Here is a 20,025-nt window from a genome sequence, read left to right as displayed (position 1 = left end):
AAATATAAGAAAACTGGAGCAGGATATATTTCCCCTCCAGTTTTAGTATAGAGCCGTTAAAACTTGGGTAAAACCAAGTTTTTTCTATGCGAAAAAAACATAGTAGAATGCAAAATCAATATTGTACATTTTCTTACTTTTATCTCAAAATAAAAGTAAGAAAAGAGGGAAATACAATGGAATATCAAACATTAAATAATGGGTTAAAAATGCCTATAGTAGGTTTTGGTGTCTTTAGAGTACCAGATAAAAAAGAATGTGAAGAATCAGTATATCAAGCAATTAAAGCAGGATATCGTTTAATTGATACAGCAGCTTCTTATACCAATGAAGATGCGGTTGGTGCAGGTGTTAAACGTGCTATTGAAGAAGGTGTTTGTACTAGAAAAGATTTATTTATTACTTCTAAGATGTGGGTACAAGATATGAAAAACTATGAAACTGCAAAGAGAGCAATTGATGCATCGATTGAAAAAAGCGGTTTGGGTTATTTGGATTTATATCTTTTACATCAAGCGATGGGTGATTACTTTAGTGCATGGAGAGCAATGGAAGATGCGTATAAAGAAGGAAAATTAAAAGCAATCGGTGTTTCTAACTTCTATGCACACGTTCTTGTCAATTTTGTAAATACAGTAGAAATCAAACCAATGGTCAATCAAGTAGAACTTCATCCATACTATACACAAGAAAAAGCAATAGAAACAATGAAATATTATGATGTTATTCCTGAAGCATGGGCACCACTAGGTGGAGGAAGATATAATCCATTTGAAGATGAGATGTTAAAAGGAATTGCAGCGAAATATAATAAATCAGTAGGACAAGTCTTACTTAGATGGAATGTACAAAGAGGTGTTGTTGTTGTTCCAAAATCAACACATGTAAAAAGAATAAAAGAAAATATAGATATCTTTGATTTTGAATTAAATGAAGAAGAAATGAAACAAATCTCATCATTAGATATGGGTTATTCAGGATCAAGAGCTAAACATTTTGATGTTGAATTTGTGGAAATGTGTTTAGCTAAAAAAATACATGATTAATGAGTAAGTATGATTATTTTCATTAAATGAAATAATCATGCTTTTTTTATATAAGGTGTTAAGATGGTTTTAGAGAGAAGCGGAGGATATTAAAATGGTAAAAAAATTTCCAGAAGGATTTTTATGGGGTGGCGCTGTTGCTGCTAACCAATATGAAGGTGGATGGAACGAAGGAGGAAAAGGTGTTTCTGTTTCAGACTGTGCCCGTCACCATTTAGATGTAGATGTTCAAGATTATGCTAAACAAAATGAAATTTCTACAAAAGAAATTTTAGAAGCAATGAAAAGTGATGATACAAGTCTTTATCCAAAAAGACATGGTTCAGATGGGTATCATCATTATAAAGAAGATATTAAATTATTTGCTGAAATGGGATTTAAAGTATTTAGACTTTCTATTGCTTGGTCACGTATTTTCCCAAATGGAGATGACAAAGAACCAAATGAAGAAGGTTTAAAATTCTATGATGATCTTTTTGATGAATGTCATAAATATGGTATTGAACCTTTAGTTACAATGTCACACTATGAACCACCAATCAACTTAGTATTAAATTATAATGGTTGGTATGATCGAGAAATTATTGATATGTTTGTTAAATGTGTAGATGTTATTACTGATCGTTATAAAGATAAAGTCAAATATTGGCTAACTTTTAATGAAGTTGATTCAATGATTCGACATCCTTATACAACAGGAGGACTTGTAAGAGATCGTTTTGAAGGTAAAAACTTTACAGAAGTTATTTTCCAAGCAATGCATCATCAATTTGTCGCAAGTGCTCTTGCAACAAAAATTGCGCATGAAAAAAATCCAAACTGTAAAGTAGGATGTATGCTTACAAAATTAACTTATTATCCATATACTTGTAAACCAGAAGATGTTTTACAAGCACAACAAGATATGAGAAGTACGTATTGTTATAGCGACACTCAAGTCTTTGGAGAATATCCTGCTTATTTATTAACTAAATTTAAAAATGAAGGTTTAAATATTAAAATGGAAGAACGTGATTTAGAAATCATGAAAAAATATCCAGTTGATTTTGTTTCATTTAGTTATTATTCATCAAGCTGTGTTGCTAAAGATGATGCTGGATTAAAGAAAACAGCTGCTAATACTAATATTGCGATTAAAAACCCTTATATTCCAAGTTCTGATTGGGGATGGCAAATTGATCCAATCGGTTTAAGAGTTTCTTTAGTAGATTTATATGATCGTTATAGAAAACCATTGTTTATTGTAGAAAATGGTTTAGGAGCTAAAGATGAACTTATTGATGGTAAAGTAGATGATCAATATCGTATCGATTATTTTGATGCTCACTTTAGAGAAATGTATAATGCAATCTATGAAGATGGTGTTGATTTAATGGGTTATACATCTTGGGGATGTATTGATTTAGTATCTGAAAGTACAAAACAAATGTCTAAACGTTATGGATTTATTTATGTAGATGCAGATGATTTAGGTAATGGTACTTATAAAAGATATAAGAAGAAATCATTTGATTGGTATAAACATGTTATTGGAACAAATGGAGCTTGTTTATTTGAAGACTAGAGATTCTAAGGAATCTCTTTTTTCTTTATATAAGTGACAGATAAGCGATAAAGTTGTATGATAATCACGGTGATGAAATGAATAGAGAAAAGACAAAACAAATTGTAACAGGAGCATTTATGGCAGCCCTTTTTGGTGTGTTATCGGTTGTAAATGTTTATACAGGAACGATGTTCGATATTATTTTTATTTATCTAATGACAGTTGCGTTAGCTTATTATACGTTTAAGTTTAATGCAAAGATGGCTGTTCTTGTCTTGTTTACAAGTACGTTTATTTTATTTTTAACAGGTGAATTATTTTTTACTTTGTATTCTTTTTTTACTTTACCATTAGGTATTTTATATATTTATTGTATAAAAAAGAATATTGATGGTAAATGGATTTTAAGAGTTTATAGTATGTTGAAGAATTTTGTTGTTTTATTTTTATTGAATTCTTTACTAGGTTTAAATACTTTTACAGATGCGAAAGATATTTATTATAGTATTGTAGGACTTTTTCCTTTTTTAGAAAGTGATTTTTTAAAGAATGGAATGTTTATTATTTTATGGATCGTCTTATCTTTTTCAGAAGTTTATATTATTAAAGTTTATACGAATCTATTTATCCTTCGAATGAATAAAAATAAGATGATGAAATAAATGAATTCATGTATAATATAAGGTAATAAAGAGGAGGGTATTTCATGATTAAGAAGCTTATGCAACTTAGAAATACAATAGTTGCTTTATTAGGTATAGAATTTGTATTAGCTTTATTAACTTATATGTTTTTACAAAATCGTGTTACTTTAGCTTTAATGATTTATATTTTAATAAAAAATGTTGTTTGTATCATTGTTCTCTATTATCTCCATAATATGTTTAGTGAAACAACTTATAGTGTTAAAGAAGCATTAAATAATGAATCAAAGAATGCTTTGATTTTTGGTGGAATAGGGCTTATTAAATATGATGAAAATAGAAATGTTGTTTGGGTCAGTGATTTATTACATGAACTTGGTATTCGTATCGTAGGGAAGAAATTACTTGAATGGCAACCTTTACTCGCAATACTTTTTGAAGATGAAGATGTTAGAACAATAGATATTAATTCTAGAAGATATGAAGTTTATAATTCTAGAAATAATCGTTTATTATTTTTAAAAGATGTAACAGATTTAACAACGATTGAAAAAGAATATAATGATCAACAATTATGTGTTGCCTATTTAACAATTGATAATTATGATGATTCTATTGAATATGCAGATGAACAAAAATCAGTCATGATTGAAACAACTTCAAGACAAATGATTTTTGATTGGGCTAAAGATAATGGAATTATCTTAAAAAGATATAAAGAAGATGGTTATTTAGCTGTTTTTAATGAAAGAATTTATCGTAAACAAGTAGAAGTTCATTTTTGTATTTTAGATGAATTTAAACAAAAGATGGAATCAATTGGTGCCGTGATGTCTTTATCAATGGGAATAGGAAGAGGATCTAAAGTTTTACGTGAATTAGATGAACTTGCTTTTAGTGCTATTTCTTTATCGTATTCTCGTGGTGGAGATCAAGTGGCAGTAAAAACATTAGATGAAGAAATTCGATATTTTGGTGGAAATAGTGAAAATAGTGAAAAAGCGAACCGTGTTAGAGCACGTGTTATTTCACAAACACTAGCAAGTTTAGTAAAACAAAGTCAAAATGTCTTTATTATGGGACATAAGCAATCTGATTTAGATTCTTTTGGAGCGAGTTTAGCGGTTGCTAAGTTTGTTAAAGCATTTGAAAAGTATGCTTATGTGATTGTTGATGAAAATTCTTTAGAAGAAAAAACAGGAAATATTGCACGTCGTTTAATGGCAGAAGATTTATATAAAGGAAAAATTATTTCTCCTGCAAAAGCTATTGATTTAATTGATGAAGATGCATTACTTATTTGTGTTGATAATCATAAGCCAGCATTGGCTATTAGTGAAGAACTTTTGGATAAGGCTGAAAAGATAGTCGTGATTGATCATCATCGTCGAGGGGAAGACTTTGTTGATTCACCAATTTTAACTTATTTGGAACCAGCTGCTTCTTCAACTGTAGAATTAGTGGTTGAATTATTTGAGTATCAAAGAGTTGAAATTGAAGTTTTACCAACAGAAGCAACTGTTATGTATGCAGGAATGTTGGTGGATACAAACTATTTTAGAAATCATGTTGGATCACGTACTTTTCAAATTGCTTCAAAGCTTAAAGAAAAACAAGCGAATGTTTCTAGAGCTTATGAGTTCTTGCAAGATGATTACAAAACGACACAAGAAAAAATGTCTATTTCAGCTAATGCATATCGTTTTGGAAATGATATACTAATAGCATATGGAAATGAAGAAGAAATTTATACAAGACCTCTACTAGCGAAAGTTGGTAATGAGTTATTAAATATTGCTGAAATTAAAGCGGTATTTGTTGCAGGACGCGTAGATAAGGATAAGATTGCTATTTCTGCTCGTTCTAAGACAGAGGTTAATGTACAGTTGATTATGGAAAAACTTGGAGGTGGTGGTCATTTTTCAATGGCTGCTTGTCAGGTTGAAGAAAAAACTGTTAAGGAAACGATCGATAAGTTAGAAGAAGCTATTGATCAATATTTGGATGAAAGAGGGTAAAAAAGATGAAAGTAGTTTTATTAGAAGATGTTAGAAAAGTAGGTAAAAAAGGTGATGTTGTCAATGTATCTGATGGATATGGACAAAACTTCTTAATTAAAAATAAATTAGCTGTTAAGGAAACAGCAGGTGCTAAAAAGATTTTAGAACAACAAAAAGAAGAAGCAAGATTACAAGATATTGAAAATAAGAAAAATGCGGAAGCACTAAAAGAAAAAATTGAAGGTATTACATTAGAATTTGTTTTAAAATCTGGTAAAGATGGTAAAACGTTTGGAAGTGTTTCAACAAAACATATCGTTGAACAATTAAGAGAAAAATATGATATTAGAGTCGATAAAAGAAAATTTATCAATGCACATCCAATTGGAGCATTAGGATATTCAAACTTAAAAGTTGAACTATATAAAGGAGTTATCGCTACTATTAGAGTTCACTTATCTGAAAAATAGGAGGGAGATTTATGCCAAGAGTTTTCCCACATGATTTAGAGGCAGAACGTTCTTTACTGGGATCTATGCTTATATCAAAAGAAGCTTGCCAAGATATTTTGAATAAGTGTGAAGATAGAGATTTTTATGAAGAATCACATAAAGTATTATTCAATGCAATGAGTGAACTTTCGAGACAAAATATACCTGTTGATGTTACAACGATTACTTCTTATCTATTAGATCATAGCCAATTAGATAAAGTAGGTGGAGTAGAATACTTAAGACAATTAAGTGATTCAGTTCCAACTTTAGCTCATAGTGAATATTATTTAAAGATTATTCATAATAAATCGATTTTAAGAAAAATCATCAATGAAACAACAAAAATAGCTGAAAATGCTTTTGGAGATATTGAAGATATTGATGGTTTTATTGATGAAAGTGAAAAAACAATGTTGGCCATTACGAGAGATCGTAATGCTGGAGAGTTTGTTGACGTAAAAAAAGTTATTAGAGAAGTAACGGATCGTTTAAATAAATTACAAAGTAGTGATGGTAATATTTCAGGTATTCGTACAAATTTTAGAGATTTGGATAAAATAACATCAGGACTTCAAAAAGGAGACTTGATTATTTTAGCGGCACGTCCAGCAATGGGGAAAACAGCTTTTGCCTTAAATATTGCTCATAATGTTGCTTTTAAATCAGAAGATCCAGTAGCTATTTTTTCATTAGAAATGCCTGCGAGTCAATTAGTACAAAGAATTATTTGTTCCATGGGTGGAATTGAAGGTTCTACCATGAGAACAGGTGAAATCTTGAAAACAAATGCAAATAAATACTATGCGGCAGCTGAAAGAGTCAGTAAATGTAATTTATACATAGATGATACGCCAGGAGTTAAAATCAATGAAATTGTCGCTAAATGTCGAAAATTAAAGCAAGAACATGGTTTAAAATTAATTGTTATCGATTATCTTCAATTAATTACTGGAAGTTCCAATAATCGAGAATCAAGACAACAAGAAGTCTCAGATATTTCAAGACAATTAAAAATGTTGGCCAGAGAATTAGATGTTCCTGTTATTGCTTTATCACAGTTATCACGTTCAGTTGAACAAAGACCAAATAAACGTCCAATGATGTCTGACTTGCGTGAATCAGGAGCCATCGAACAAGATGCCGATATCGTTACCTTTATTTATCGAGAAGGATATTATAAAGCAAGTGAAGGAAAAGAAGAGGAAGATAATGGTTTAACAGAAATTATTATCGCTAAACACAGAAATGGAGCAACAGGTGAAGTTAACCTTGCTTTTGAAAAGAATTTTAGTAGATTTACAGATTTAGCACCTATTGGTCCTGATGGAAGTAGTGCGGGTGTAAGAGATGTAAGAGGTTAGGAGAAGAAAGAATGTATCACCAATATCGAGAAGGATATATAGAAGTTATATGTGGATGTATGTTTGCAGGAAAAACAGAAGAATTGATTAGACGAATCAATGTTTTATCTTATGCGAAACAAAAAATATTAGTATTTAAACCTAAAATAGATGATCGCTATTCAGAAATAGAAATTGCATCACATTCAGGAAGAAAAGTCCCTTGTTTTGCAATTGATGATCCAGAAGAAATCTTAGATAAAGTGACAGATGATGTACAGGTTGTCGCTATTGATGAAGTTCAATTTTTTAATTCAAAGATCGTAGATGTTTGTGAATATCTTGCTGATAAAGGCGTTCGTGTCATGGTTGCAGGTTTAGATAAAGACTTTAGAGGTGAAGCATTTGGTGTAATGCCTGAACTTCTTACAAAAGGAGAATTTGTGACAAAGCTTACAGCTGTTTGTGCAAAATGCGGCTCACCGGCTACACGTACACAAAGACTTGTAGATGGCAAGCCAGCATCTTTTGATGATCCTGTTGTTTTAGTAGGAGCAGTTGATCATTATGAACCAAGATGTAGACATTGTCATGAAGTTGTCAACAAACCTATAAAAATTAAAAGAAGAACTAAAAGTTCACAATAAATTAACATAGATCCATTATTATAAGGGTGTAAAAGAAAACCTCCCCTTAATATAAACAAAGAAAAGGCACATGTTGAGATAACATGTGTTCTTTTTTATATCATCTAATAAATAATTATCAATATAATAAAAAATAATTGATTTGTACACTTAAATAGTGTACTATTCTAATAACTACTAGAGCGAAAGTGGTAATTTGAAAATAATATCTTTACAACTAGAGATATTCATCATCGTTATTATAGGATACATATTTGCTAGAAAGGGAATTATTACTAAAGAAGTTAGAAAAAAATTAACAGATATCGTTATTGATCTTATATTGTCTTGTGCTATTATTAAATCATTTATGATGAAATTAACATCAGAGATTATAAGAGATACAGTTGTTATTTTTATTGTTTCTTTTGGTATTCAACTTTCTTATAGTGTATTTAATCGTATTTTTTATAATCGCTTTGATGATTCAAAAGCAATTATTTTAAAATATGCGACTATTGTTTCTAATGCAGGATTTATGGGATTACCAATTGTAGAAAGTATTTATGGGCAAACTGGTTTATTATATGCTTCAATTGCTTTAATACCGCAAATAATCTTTATGTGGAGTGCGGGTTTATCATTATTTACACAAACAGATTCTAAAAATATGATCAAAAAAGTTGCATTTCATCCATGTATTATTGCTGTTTATATTGGTTTGCCTTATTTAGGATTTAATTTAGATTCTACAATTATTGCAGTGATTATTATTTCTTTATATCATGGAGCTTATATTAGTGAAGTTGTTAGAAGTGGGATTGAGTCTGTTTCTCGTGGACAATTTGAAGCAGCTGAGTCTCAAGGTTTTACTTTTGTTCAAACAATCATATATATTATTTTACCCCAAACGATTAAATTAGTTATTCCTCAATTGTTACAAACAATTATTACAATATTTAAAGATTCTTCTTATTTAAGTACAATTGGTGTAGTTGACTTTATGTATCAAGGAAGACGTTTAATGGCTCATTTTTTTCAAGCAGATCAAATTATGTTTATCTTTGTTTATATGGCAGGAATTTACTTTATTATTAACTTTGGTTTATCGTTAGTAGTAAGACATATGACTTCAAAGAAACGTGAAGCTAAAAAACGTATGAAATTAAGTAGAAAGTTACAAACTGTATAGCCCCCTCATAAGGACAATGGAAACATTGTTCTTTTTTTGTTGCTATATATCGTTTAACGATATACAATAAAAATGAAAAAAGTATCGTTAAACGATATAGGAGATGAAATAAATGCCAAAAAGAGAAATGGAAGTATTGACCCCACAAATGTATTATGTATTACTTGTTTTACATCAACCAATGCATGGCTATGAAATTATGAATGAAATTACTCGGATTACTAATGGTGAAATCACTGTAGGAGCAGGTTCTTTATATACTTTATTACCAAAGTTTGAAAAAGAATGTTATATCAAATTAGTGAAAGTAGAAAATAATAAAAAAATCTATCAAATTACAAATCTAGGAAAAAAGAAATTACAAAAAGAAAAAGAAAGGATGCTTAAACAAATTTCATTATTAGATCAAATAGGAGGATAAAGATATGAAATACAAAGATGTCTTAAGAAATAGTTTGTATTTAGATGAAGAGTTACAAGATTATTTTAATGAAATGTCTAAAAAAGGATGGCGTTTAGATTTTGTTGGTTATTATTATCGATTTATAAAAGATGAACATGTTTATAAGTACCAAATAGATTACACCCCTATATCTAGTGAATATCAAGATATTTTAAAGGGAATGGGGTATCACGAAGTAAGAAATTCATTTGATGATTTTAGAGTTTTAGAAAATGAAAATGTTGATGCACCTGATTTAAATACAGAATTTGTTTTTGATAAAAATAATAAAATGAAACAATTTAAAAAGATTCGCTATTTTATTTATCCAATTTTAGCTTATTTCTTATTTTGGTTAGGTAAGATTTTTATAAAAGATATTGTAGAGATAGGTAAACCTGTTCTTTATTATGAAGGATTTGGTTCATTGTTGATGGGTATTGTTTTTATTGTTTTATCATTTGTACTCTTATTTGTGACAATTTTAAATTTTTCTATTTTATATGCATTAAAAAATGATAAAGATTTAAAAAGTTTAAAAAAACTAAACAGTATTAAAGATCATTTAAGTATTCTATTTTATATTTTGTTATTAATAAGTGGTGTTTTTTACTTATTAAAATCATTTATAACATTAGATTTAAAAGTCATTGTTTATCTTTTACTTACATGTATTATAGGAGTAGTTTTATCACGTATTATTAAAAATAATAAATATAACAGTGCCATTGCTGCTTTTGTTGCTATTGCTATTTGTGGACTTATTTTTCCTCAGGTACAAATGGATGATTCATTATTTGAAAGCAGCACTGTTAAAACAAAAATTACAAATTATGAAAAAGATATAAAAGATACAACATGTACCTATCCACAATTAGATGTCTTGATTAAAAAAGATAAGTATAAAGATGAAATCTTTAAATACATCATTATCAAAACAGAACATGATACAAGAGATAATCAAAATTTTGAAAAAGCAGTAAATACAAAATCTAATGTCTCATGGGACAGTAATAAAACACAATATGTTCATTATGAAAAAGCTATTCAGTCCTTTAATAAAAAAGGAAATACATATGACAATGGAACATATGTAATTAAAATATTAAAAAATAGAATTATAACGAAATATAAAGAAAACAAATAGTAGAATTTCATCTTGATAACAATTTATCATAGGATTATAATATTCGCGGTGAGAAATATGAAAGATTATGACGAAGTAGAACAGAATGTTGAACAATTAGAAAATGAATTAGAAGAGGTAGAGGAAGAGCTTGAACAAGAAGAAGAAGGCTTTCTAGAGTGTGAACGTTGGCGTTGTTTTTTATTATTGATTACTGTAGGTGGATTCTTTGGTGCTTATACTTTTTCAGTTAAAGGTGGCGTTTTCTGTAATGCCCAAACGGCTAATATTGTTTTATTTGGAATGGCTTTAGGAAATATGGATTGGTCGAGAGCAGCTTATTTATTGATTCCTATTAGTTCTTATTTTATTGGAACCATGGTTTCTGAATATTTAGCTTTAAAAATAAAGAAATATAGAAAATTAAGATGGGATACTATTTTAATTGGTATTGAAATTATTACGGTTATTATTCTTGGATTGTTACCAAGTAGTGTTCCAGATCAAGTCTTTCAAGTAACGATTAACTTTATCTGTGCTATGCAGTTTAATACTTTTAGACAAGCAGAAAAGGTTGGGATGGCAACAACTTTTGTCACAAATCATATCAGACAAACAGGAAGTTTCTTTGTTCGTTGGTTAAGAAAAAGACATGAAAAGAAATATTTAAATCGTTCTTTAAGACATTTATGTATGATTTTATGTTTTATAGCTGGAGCAATTTTTTCAACTGTTTTATGTGCTTATTTTAAAGATCGTGCAATTTGGGGTGCCCTTATTTTCTTAGTTATTTTACAAGGGGACTTATTATATGCTGATTTAGTTAAAGAAAAAGAATTATTAGATCAAGTTCCAAATGGGCATTAACGCCCATTTTTTCTTGTTTAAATCGTATATTTCATGTATTATTATTGTGCTATGAGTATAAAAAATTAATGGAGGTAAAAGCTATGAATGAAAGTATGTTAGATAGATTAGTATCTATGGAAAATAGATATGAAGAATTAGGTCATATGTTGATGGATCCAGATATTGGTACTGATATTAAAAAAATGACAGATGTTACAAAAGAACAAGCTTCTTTACAAGCTGCTTATGATTTGTTTCAAGAATATAAAGAAGTAAAAGATGGTATTGATGGTGCTAAAGAATTAATGAAGGAAAATGATCCTGAAATTAAAGAAATGGCAAAAATGGAATTAGATGAATTAGAAGAAAGAATGCCAGATATTATTAAAAAATTAGAATTAGAATTAATTCCTAAAGATCCAAATGATAATAAAAACGTTATTATGGAAATCCGTGGAGCTGCTGGTGGAGATGAAGGAAATATCTTTGCAGGTGATTTATATAGAATGTATGTAAAATATGCTGAAAGCCAAGGATGGAAAGTAGAAGTTATGGAAGCTGAAGAATCTGAAGCTGGTGGTTTCTCACTTATTTCATTCAATGTGATTGGTGATGGTGTTTATGGTAAATTAAAATATGAATCTGGATCACACCGTGTTCAACGTGTTCCTAAGACTGAAACACAAGGACGTGTGCATACTTCAACTGCAACAGTATTAGTTATGCCAGAAATGGAAGAAGTTGATGTACAAATCAATAAAAGTGATTTAAGAATTGATACTTATCGTGCAAGTGGTGCCGGAGGACAACATATCAATAAAACAGATTCAGCTGTTCGTATTACTCACTTACCAACAGGAATTGTGGCAACAAGCCAAGATGGACGTTCTCAACATGATAACCGTGATAAAGCAATGAAAGCTTTAGTAGCACGTGTTTATGATTACTTCCAATCTCAACAAACAGAAGCAATTGATAGTGAAAGAAAATCGAAAGTTGGTACAGGAGATCGTGCTGAAAAGATTAGAACTTATAACTATCCTCAAAACCGTGTAACAGATCATCGTATTGGACTTACAATTCAACAATTAGATCGTATTATTGAAGGTAAATTAGATGATATTATTACAGCATTAATCAATGAAGATCAACGTCTTAAATTAGAAGGACAAAAATAATGAAAACAGTTAGAGAATTAATTAAAGAAGCCGAAAGTAAATTGGATGATGAACATAAAGATGTCAATGTCGCAAAAGTCTTATTTTATCATCTTGCTAAAAAAGAACCTCATGAACTTTATTTAATGATGAATGAAGAAGTAGAACCTGAATTAGAAAAAGCTTTTCTTGCAGGAATGGAAGAATATTATCAAGGAAAACCTATTCAATATATTAAAGGTTGTGAAAGTTTCTTTGGTAGAGATTTTAAAGTGAATGAAGATGTATTGATTCCTCGTTATGAAACAGAAGAATTGGTAGAAAACATCTTATATCGTATAGATGATTACTTTAATGATTATAAAGAAATTCATTTATGTGATGTAGGGACAGGAAGTGGTGCTATTGCGATTACTCTTGCTTTAGAAGAACCACGTTTAAAAGTCATTGCGACAGATATTTCTAAAGAAGCTTTAGTTGTTGCTCAAGATAATGCGAAAACATTAGGGGCGAATGTTGAATTTAGAAATGGAGATATGTTACAACCTTTATTAGATACACATGAAAAAGTAGATATCTTTGTTTCTAATCCACCTTATATTCCTAATGATCAAGATATTGAAGCAATGGTTAAAGACAATGAACCTCATGTAGCATTATTTGGAGGAAATGATGGTCTTTATTTCTATCGTAAGATTTTTAAAGAAGTAAAACCTTTATTAAATGATCGTGCTTTATTAGCTTTTGAAATGGGATTTGATCAAAGAGAATTGATGGAAACAGCAATCAAGGAATTCTTTGGAGATTACCCTTTTGAAATTATTAAAGATATTAATGGAAAAGATAGAATGTTATTTATCTATTATAATTTAAAATAATATGAATATAGAAACAGAAAGACTCATAATCAAGCCACTTACATTAGATGATGCCAGACGTTTTAGTGAATATCGTGATAAAGAAGAAGTTGCAATGTATCAATCATGGGATGAATATCCTTTAAATAAGGCTATTAACCGTATTGAATATTGTCAAAAACATCCATTTCATGGACAAATTGGTAACTACCAATTTGGTCTTTATTTAAAAGAAAACAATCGGCTTATTGGAGATATTTTTATTGAAATAGATGGGCATACAACTTTTACTTTAGGATATACTTTAGATAGTGTTTACTGGTCTAAAGGATATGCAAGTGAAGCATTAAAGAGTGTATTTAAGGCAATGCATGAAACATATTCTTTTAAAATATGTTTATGTCATGTATATGAAGATAATATAAAATCAATTAAACTATTAGAAAGAAATGGATTTGATAAAATCCATAAATCTTGGTTTTACCAAGATGTACTTTATCGTAAAATGTTAAATAAATAGAGAAAATAGAATTATTCATATTTTTTCTTAAAATGAGCGTGGTCTTGCTAAGTAGACAAATCAAAATAAAAGACATCAATTTAAAGATGTCTTTTTTTTAGTGACAAAATATTTAAAATAAACTCTATATAATGATTACGAGGTGGAAATAAAATGGATTTAGTTATCGTCAATAAACAAAAACACGTGCACTATATTTTACCAATCATTATATTTTTTAGTACCATTATTTTAAGCTATGCTAAAATACAAGAAACAGCCTTACCTTTTTTATTACCTTTATTTATTGTATCGTTTTATAGTGGATATCTGTATCTTATATGCTTTTTAACAGCGATTATAGGAATATCGATTATTAATCAAGATACATTTACAATTGTTGTCATCATTACTTTATTACTGACAATTTATCTTCTTAACTTTACACACCTATTAAGAACAAAGTATATTTCTTTTATTATGACAGCAATTTTGATTCCATTTTTTTATGCGAATCATTACAACATCTTACAAACAACAGTTCTAGTCATGTTAACGTTATTTAATTGTTATCTTGATCAAGAAATTATTCCTTTAATTATTCATCAAAATAAAAATGTTTTAAATATAAAAAGATTACAAGCTTTAATTGTTGTTGTCTGTACATTATTTATTAGCTTTATTCCTTTTAATACAACATATACAATGATTTTTTTAAGATATTTCTTATTGATTTCTATTTACTATTTATCAATTGAAAAAGTCATGCCTATTATTTTATATCTTTCTATTCTTTTAATGCTCATTGCTCCTTCATTAAAAGATGATGTCTTATCCTTAATATTACCAATGAGTTTCTTTTTTATGATACAACCTAAAAACAAATATTTATTCATGTCTATTTTCTTATTATCACATATTACACTACCATTTTTTATTAATTACAATTACTTCTATTATGCCTTTGTGATTCTTGTTCCTGTTTTTTTATTTATGATTTCTCCACAATTTAAAAATAAAAAAATAAAGATCAATCCAGAATTTATAGAAATAAGTTATCAAGAACAACTTAAAAGTAAAGCAGATGCTTTTGCATCTTTATTTCATCAACTCACAGAAGTTTTTAAAGAAGAAAATCAAGAAACCCACTTATCTGAATATGTGGGATATGTTTATGAGGATGTGTGTCATCATTGTTCTTCTAAAAAATATTGTTTTTATAGTCAAGAAGGAATGAGTCGTTTAGGTAAGTTGATTTCTAAGGGGATTCAAAAAGATTTAGAGGTAGATGATTATAATTATATTTATCAACATTGTTTAAAGCCGGATGATTATTTAAAGAGTTTAAAGAATCATCAAAAAGGTTATTTTAAGATGTTAAAAGTTAATCATGCACATGATCATTTAAAAAAAGATTTATTTCAAGAGTTTTCAATCATGGGGCATGTTTTTCAAAACTTTTCTAAAAAGATAGATGAACAAGATAATGAAAAGAAAATCTTAGAACATTTAAAAGCGTATCATTTTGAAGTGTATTATTTAAAGAAAATAAAAAAAGATTATGAAAATTATATGTTAGAAATAGGAATAGAAGATATAGATGAAAAAACTGTAACAGAAGAACTTATTCCTATTTTAGAAAATTATTTAAATGAATCATTAGATCTTGTCTCTATTAAAAAACAACATCTTCAAATAGGCTATACTTCAATTTTATTAAAACATGAACTTAAATATACATTACAACTTGCGAAAAAACAATATGCTTTAGATCAACAATGTGGAGATAGTATTCTTACTTTTGGTTTAGATGAACATCATTATGTAGCTTTATCTGATGGTATGGGACAAGGTTATATTGCTTATAAGGAAAGTAAATTGACATTAGATGTCTTAAGTCAATTGCTTAAAAATGGCATTCAATTAAGAGATACATTGAATACTTTAAATACGTTATTAAAGATAAAGAATCAAGGAGATATGTATACGACATTAGATTTATTTGATTTTAATTTAATGAATTCAAGATTAAAAGTAATTAAATATGGAGCTTATGAAAGTTATTTAATAAGAAATCATCAAATAGATGTTTTACATTCACATTCTTTACCAGTAGGAATGGCTTCTACAATGAAGATGGTTTCTTATGATATGAAAATCAAAGAAAATGATATATTGATTCTTACAAGTGATGGAGTAGGAGAACATTTCTTTGATTTATTAAAAAAATATCAAGAAGAAATTGAAAAGATGTCAGTTTATGAAATTGTTTCCTTTCTTTTTCAAAAATCTTTTCAAAAGAAAGATCTAGATGATATGAGTATTATTGTTATTAAAGTGGTCAATAGAAATTAGAGATATGCTATAATACAAGCGGTGAGATTATGTTAGATGAAAGTTTGTTAGATAAAAATAGAAAATATCTTGTAGGAGTATCAGGTGGCGTCGATTCGATGGCTTTATTAGATATGTTGGTTAAAAAAGCATACAATGTCATTGTTGTACATTATAATTATCATTTTAGAGAAGATAGTGATCTTGATGAAAATCTCGTACGTAGTTATTGTCAAAATCATCATCTTCCTTTTTATGTAAGACAAGGAGATAAAAAAGAATATCAAAAAGGCAATTTTGAAATGTTAGCAAGAGAAAAAAGATATGCTTTTTATAAAGAAATAGGTGATTTAAATGGAATTGATACGATTATTCTAGGGCATCATTTAAATGATCATTTAGAAACGATCGTGATGCAATTACAAAGACATAATACAAAGGGATATTTGGGTATAAAAGAACAATCTTATGTTAAAAATATGCATGTTGTAAGACCCCTATTAAAGTTAAAAAAACAACAACTTATAGATTATTGTACTAAAAATCATCTTGAATATCATGAAGACTATACAAACTATGATACACGTTATACACGTAATCATGTAAGACATATCGATTTAAAAAAATATAGTGAACAAGAATTATTAGAAAAGGCAAGTAAACATAATAAACAATACAAAAAACAACAAGCTAATCTCCAACAAATTTATCAAGAATATGATCAAAATCATTTCTTGTATTTAGATAAGTTACCAACAGAATCATTAGATCAAATCATTTATTATATGTTAAAAAAAGATATCTATCCACCACTTATAACAGAAAACTTAGTACAAGAAATTATTAAACAAATTCATTCACAAAAACCAAATATTGAAATATCATTACCTGTTAATTTTGTGTTCATAAAAAAGTATAATAATATAGCCGTTAGAAAAAAAGAAATTGACGATACTTATTATGTAAAGTATGAATCTTTTTATAAAGATCAACAATTACATTATTTTTTAACAGATCAAGGACATCTTCACGATGGTGTTTTTCTTTCAAAAGAAGACTTTCCAATAGTTATCAGATGTTTTAAAAATGGTGATACAATCAAAACATCTGGAGGAACAAAAAAGGTCTCTAGGCTATTTATAGATCGTAAAATTCCTAGAGATGAGCGTAAAATATGGCCAATCGTTGAAAATTGCCATGGTGAGATCATTTTGATCCCACATATCGCCAAAAATATCAAGTATTTATATACAAAACCAAATGTTTTTGTGATAAAATATGACACATGTAAGTGAGGTGTAAGGTATGCACAAGGATATAAAAGAAATATTATATACAGAAGAAGAAATTAAGGCTAAATGTGATGAATTAGCAAAACAAATTGATCAAGATTATGCTGGTCAAGAAATTTTATTAGTTGGTTTATTAAAAGGTTCAGTTCCATTTATGGCAGAACTTGCTAAACATTTAAAAAGTGATGTTAAGTTCGACTTTATGTCAGTAAGTAGTTATAGTGGTGTTGAATCTAAAACATTAGTTGTTAGACAAGATATTAAAGAAGATATTCGTGGTAAGAATGTTTTAATCGTAGAAGATATTTTAGATACTGGAAAGACTTTATATAACGTTAAAGAAATGTTAGAAAAAAGACATGCTAAGAGTGTTAAAATCGTGACTTTATTAGATAAAGAAGAAGGTCGTGTTTTTGATATGAAAGCTGATTATTCAGGATTTAAAATTCCTAATGCCTTTGTTGTAGGATATGGTCTTGATTTTAATGAACGTTATCGTCAATTACCTTATATAGGTATTTTAAAAGAAGATTGTTATAAAAAATAGTTAGGAGATTTTATGGGAAATAAAAAAGGATTGTTGAAGTCTATCCTACCATGGCTTATTGTACTGATGGTTATTTCTGTGGCAATTCCTTTCTTTAATCAAAGTGAATCGTCAGAAATTAGATATGATAAGTTTATAGAGATAGTTCAAAAAGAAAAAGTAAAAGATGTAGAAATCGTTCCTAAATCATTAGTCATTGATGTGAGTGGAACATATTCTAAAAAAGCAAGCAATGGTAAAAAAGAAGATACTAAATTCTCTGTTGTTATTCCAAGAACAGAAACAGAATTAGATTCTTTAATTAGCTTGTTAGATGAAAATGGTACAAAAATCAATGTTGTCAATGATGCTGAAAGAAATCAATTATTGAACTTCATTGTAAGCTTATTACCATACTTGATCTTATTTGGAGGAATGTTCTTCTTCTTGAAGATGATGTCAAATACTGCTGGTGGTAATAATAAAGCCTTTGAATTTGGTAATTCAAGAGCTAAACTAGAAAAAAATTCTAAAACACATTTTAGTGATGTTGCTGGAATGGATGAAGAAAAAGAAGAAGTTAGAGAATTAGTTGACTTCTTAAAAACACCAAAAAAATTTGCTGATATGGGTGCTAAGATCCCACGTGGTGTTTTACTTGTAGGTCCACCAGGGACAGGGAAAACATTACTTGCTAGAGCGGTAGCAGGTGAAGCAAACGTTCCATTCTACTCAATTTCAGGTTCTGAATTCGTAGAAATGTTCGTTGGTGTTGGGGCTGGACGTGTAAGAGACATGTTCAAAAAAGCAAAACAAACAGCACCATGTATTATCTTCATTGACGAAATTGATGCAGTTGGTCGTCAAAGAGGTACTGGTATGGGTGGAGGACACGATGAACGTGAACAAACACTTAACCAATTATTAGTTGAAATGGATGGTTTCTCTGGAAATGAAGGAATTATCGTTTTAGCAGCTACAAACCGTGCAGATGTCTTAGATCCAGCTTTACTTAGACCAGGTCGTTTCGATAGACAAATCCAAGTAGCTAATCCAGATAAACGTGCACGTAGTCAAATCTTAAAAGTTCATGCAAGAAATAAACGTTTTACACCAGATGTTAATTTTGATAACATCGCTCAACGTACACCAGGGTTCTCTGGGGCTGAACTTTCAAACGTTTTAAATGAAGCTGCCTTACTTGCTGTAAGACAAAATCATGATTTAATTACAATGGCTGATATTGATGAAGCGGTGGACCGTGTTATGGGTGGACCTGCTAAGAAATCACGTAAATATACGGAAAGAGAAAGACGCTTAGTGGCTTACCATGAAGCAGGACATGCTTTAATAGGTTTAACTTTAGAAGATGCCAATAAAGTACAAAAAGTTACAATTGTTCCTCGTGGACAAGCAGGTGGTTATAACTTAATGACACCTAAAGAAGAAACATATTTCCAAACTAAGAGTCAATTAAAAGCAACTATTTCAGGATATATGGGTGGACGTGTGGCTGAAGAAGTCTTCTTTGGAGATGTAAGTTCAGGAGCACACAACGATATTGAACAAGCAACTCGAATTGCGAGAATGATGGTTACTGAATTAGGTATGTCTGAACTTGGACCTATTCAATATGATTCTGAAAATGGACAAGTTTTCTTAGGTAGAGATTATACACAAAGAAGTAATACACATTCAGGACAAATTGCTTATGAAATTGATGTTCAAGTACGTAAAATTATTGATGCTTGTTATCAAGAAGCAACAAATATTATTGAACAAAATAAAGAAAAACTTATTTGTATTGCAGAAGCATTACTTGAACATGAAACATTATCTGGTGAAGATATTGAATCTTTATACAATACAGGTAAAATGTTAGAACATCATGATGGAACTTTAACTGAAGAACCTGTTCAAGAAGTTAAAGAAGAAAAACCATCAATTGATGATCAAGATGATTTATTAGATGAAATGAAATAAAGCGAATTTCGCTTTTTTTCATTTAGAAAGGGGATAAATATGAGTACACGAACAAAGAGAATTGTAATCATC

Annotated in this window: 18 protein-coding genes; all 18 read left to right on the top strand. The window is 29.0% G+C overall.

The features are described 5' to 3' along the window. Nucleotides 1-176: 176 nt before the first annotated feature. The 18 genes from HUU89_RS10895 (at nucleotide 177) to ftsH (ending at nucleotide 19,953) form a co-directional block, all read left to right on the top strand. Nucleotides 177-1,046: an aldo/keto reductase gene (locus tag HUU89_RS10895; RefSeq protein WP_175301761.1), complete on the top strand. Its 870-nt coding sequence runs from the start codon at nucleotides 177-179 to the stop codon at nucleotides 1,044-1,046. Between the two features lie 94 nt (nucleotides 1,047-1,140). Then, on the top strand, nucleotides 1,141-2,610 hold the full coding sequence (locus HUU89_RS10890; RefSeq protein WP_175301760.1) for a family 1 glycosylhydrolase: 1,470 nt from the start codon (nucleotides 1,141-1,143) through the stop codon (nucleotides 2,608-2,610). A gap of 77 nt (nucleotides 2,611-2,687) precedes the next feature. Then, nucleotides 2,688-3,254, top strand: a complete 567-nt coding sequence (locus tag HUU89_RS10885; RefSeq protein WP_032091174.1) for a hypothetical protein — start codon at nucleotides 2,688-2,690, stop codon at nucleotides 3,252-3,254. 44 nt (nucleotides 3,255-3,298) lie between these two features. Then, entirely contained in the window at nucleotides 3,299-5,254 is a 1,956-nt protein-coding gene (locus HUU89_RS10880; RefSeq protein ID WP_147579773.1) for a DHH family phosphoesterase, read from the top strand. Between the two features lie 5 nt (nucleotides 5,255-5,259). After that, on the top strand, nucleotides 5,260-5,706 hold the full coding sequence (rplI, locus tag HUU89_RS10875) for a 50S ribosomal protein L9 (RefSeq protein ID WP_022001324.1): 447 nt from the start codon (nucleotides 5,260-5,262) through the stop codon (nucleotides 5,704-5,706). A gap of 11 nt (nucleotides 5,707-5,717) precedes the next feature. Continuing rightward, complete coding sequence (dnaB, locus tag HUU89_RS10870; protein ID WP_175301759.1) at nucleotides 5,718-7,091, top strand: replicative DNA helicase; 1,374 nt, start codon at nucleotides 5,718-5,720, stop codon at nucleotides 7,089-7,091. Between the two features lie 11 nt (nucleotides 7,092-7,102). Continuing rightward, the gene (locus HUU89_RS10865; RefSeq protein WP_032091176.1) at nucleotides 7,103-7,717 is read left to right on the top strand and encodes a thymidine kinase; all 615 of its coding nucleotides are present in this window, start codon (nucleotides 7,103-7,105) and stop codon (nucleotides 7,715-7,717) included. A 196-nt stretch (nucleotides 7,718-7,913) separates the two neighbouring features. Continuing rightward, the gene (locus HUU89_RS10860; protein WP_175301758.1) at nucleotides 7,914-8,888 is read left to right on the top strand and encodes an AEC family transporter; all 975 of its coding nucleotides are present in this window, start codon (nucleotides 7,914-7,916) and stop codon (nucleotides 8,886-8,888) included. Between the two features lie 112 nt (nucleotides 8,889-9,000). Further along, nucleotides 9,001-9,309, top strand: a complete 309-nt coding sequence (locus tag HUU89_RS10855) for a PadR family transcriptional regulator (RefSeq protein ID WP_032091177.1) — start codon at nucleotides 9,001-9,003, stop codon at nucleotides 9,307-9,309. A gap of 4 nt (nucleotides 9,310-9,313) precedes the next feature. Next, nucleotides 9,314-10,477, top strand: a complete 1,164-nt coding sequence (locus tag HUU89_RS10850; RefSeq protein WP_175301757.1) for a DUF2812 domain-containing protein — start codon at nucleotides 9,314-9,316, stop codon at nucleotides 10,475-10,477. A 57-nt stretch (nucleotides 10,478-10,534) separates the two neighbouring features. Next, nucleotides 10,535-11,323: a YoaK family protein gene (locus HUU89_RS10845; RefSeq protein WP_081919032.1), complete on the top strand. Its 789-nt coding sequence runs from the start codon at nucleotides 10,535-10,537 to the stop codon at nucleotides 11,321-11,323. A gap of 83 nt (nucleotides 11,324-11,406) precedes the next feature. After that, on the top strand, nucleotides 11,407-12,483 hold the full coding sequence (gene prfA / locus HUU89_RS10840) for a peptide chain release factor 1 (protein WP_022002396.1): 1,077 nt from the start codon (nucleotides 11,407-11,409) through the stop codon (nucleotides 12,481-12,483). Then, a complete protein-coding gene (gene prmC, locus HUU89_RS10835; RefSeq protein ID WP_032091181.1) occupies nucleotides 12,483-13,340 on the top strand; it encodes a peptide chain release factor N(5)-glutamine methyltransferase in 858 nt (285 codons plus the stop codon). The genes prfA and prmC overlap by 1 nt, the downstream gene beginning before the upstream one ends. 1 nt (nucleotide 13,341) lies before the next feature. Further along, nucleotides 13,342-13,839 carry a GNAT family N-acetyltransferase gene (locus HUU89_RS10830; protein ID WP_175301756.1) on the top strand — a complete coding sequence of 166 codons (498 nt, stop codon included), beginning with the start codon at nucleotides 13,342-13,344 and terminating at the stop codon, nucleotides 13,837-13,839. Between the two features lie 153 nt (nucleotides 13,840-13,992). Continuing rightward, nucleotides 13,993-16,173: a SpoIIE family protein phosphatase gene (locus tag HUU89_RS10825; protein WP_147579769.1), complete on the top strand. Its 2,181-nt coding sequence runs from the start codon at nucleotides 13,993-13,995 to the stop codon at nucleotides 16,171-16,173. 29 nt (nucleotides 16,174-16,202) lie between these two features. After that, a complete protein-coding gene (gene tilS / locus HUU89_RS10820) occupies nucleotides 16,203-17,447 on the top strand; it encodes a tRNA lysidine(34) synthetase TilS (RefSeq protein WP_175301755.1) in 1,245 nt (414 codons plus the stop codon). 10 nt (nucleotides 17,448-17,457) lie between these two features. Then, entirely contained in the window at nucleotides 17,458-17,991 is a 534-nt protein-coding gene (gene hpt, locus HUU89_RS10815; RefSeq protein ID WP_022002391.1) for a hypoxanthine phosphoribosyltransferase, read from the top strand. A gap of 12 nt (nucleotides 17,992-18,003) precedes the next feature. Then, nucleotides 18,004-19,953: an ATP-dependent zinc metalloprotease FtsH gene (gene ftsH / locus HUU89_RS10810; protein ID WP_032091185.1), complete on the top strand. Its 1,950-nt coding sequence runs from the start codon at nucleotides 18,004-18,006 to the stop codon at nucleotides 19,951-19,953. Nucleotides 19,954-20,025: the final 72 nt, after the last annotated feature.

It is taken from the genome of Faecalibacillus sp. H12 (genome assembly GCF_013361255.1).
Taxonomy (GTDB): Bacteria; Bacillota_I; Bacilli_A; order Erysipelotrichales; family Coprobacillaceae; genus Faecalibacillus; species Faecalibacillus intestinalis.
The sequence above is the reverse complement of the archived record's forward strand: the minus strand, read 5'-3'. Positions and strand labels throughout refer to the sequence as shown.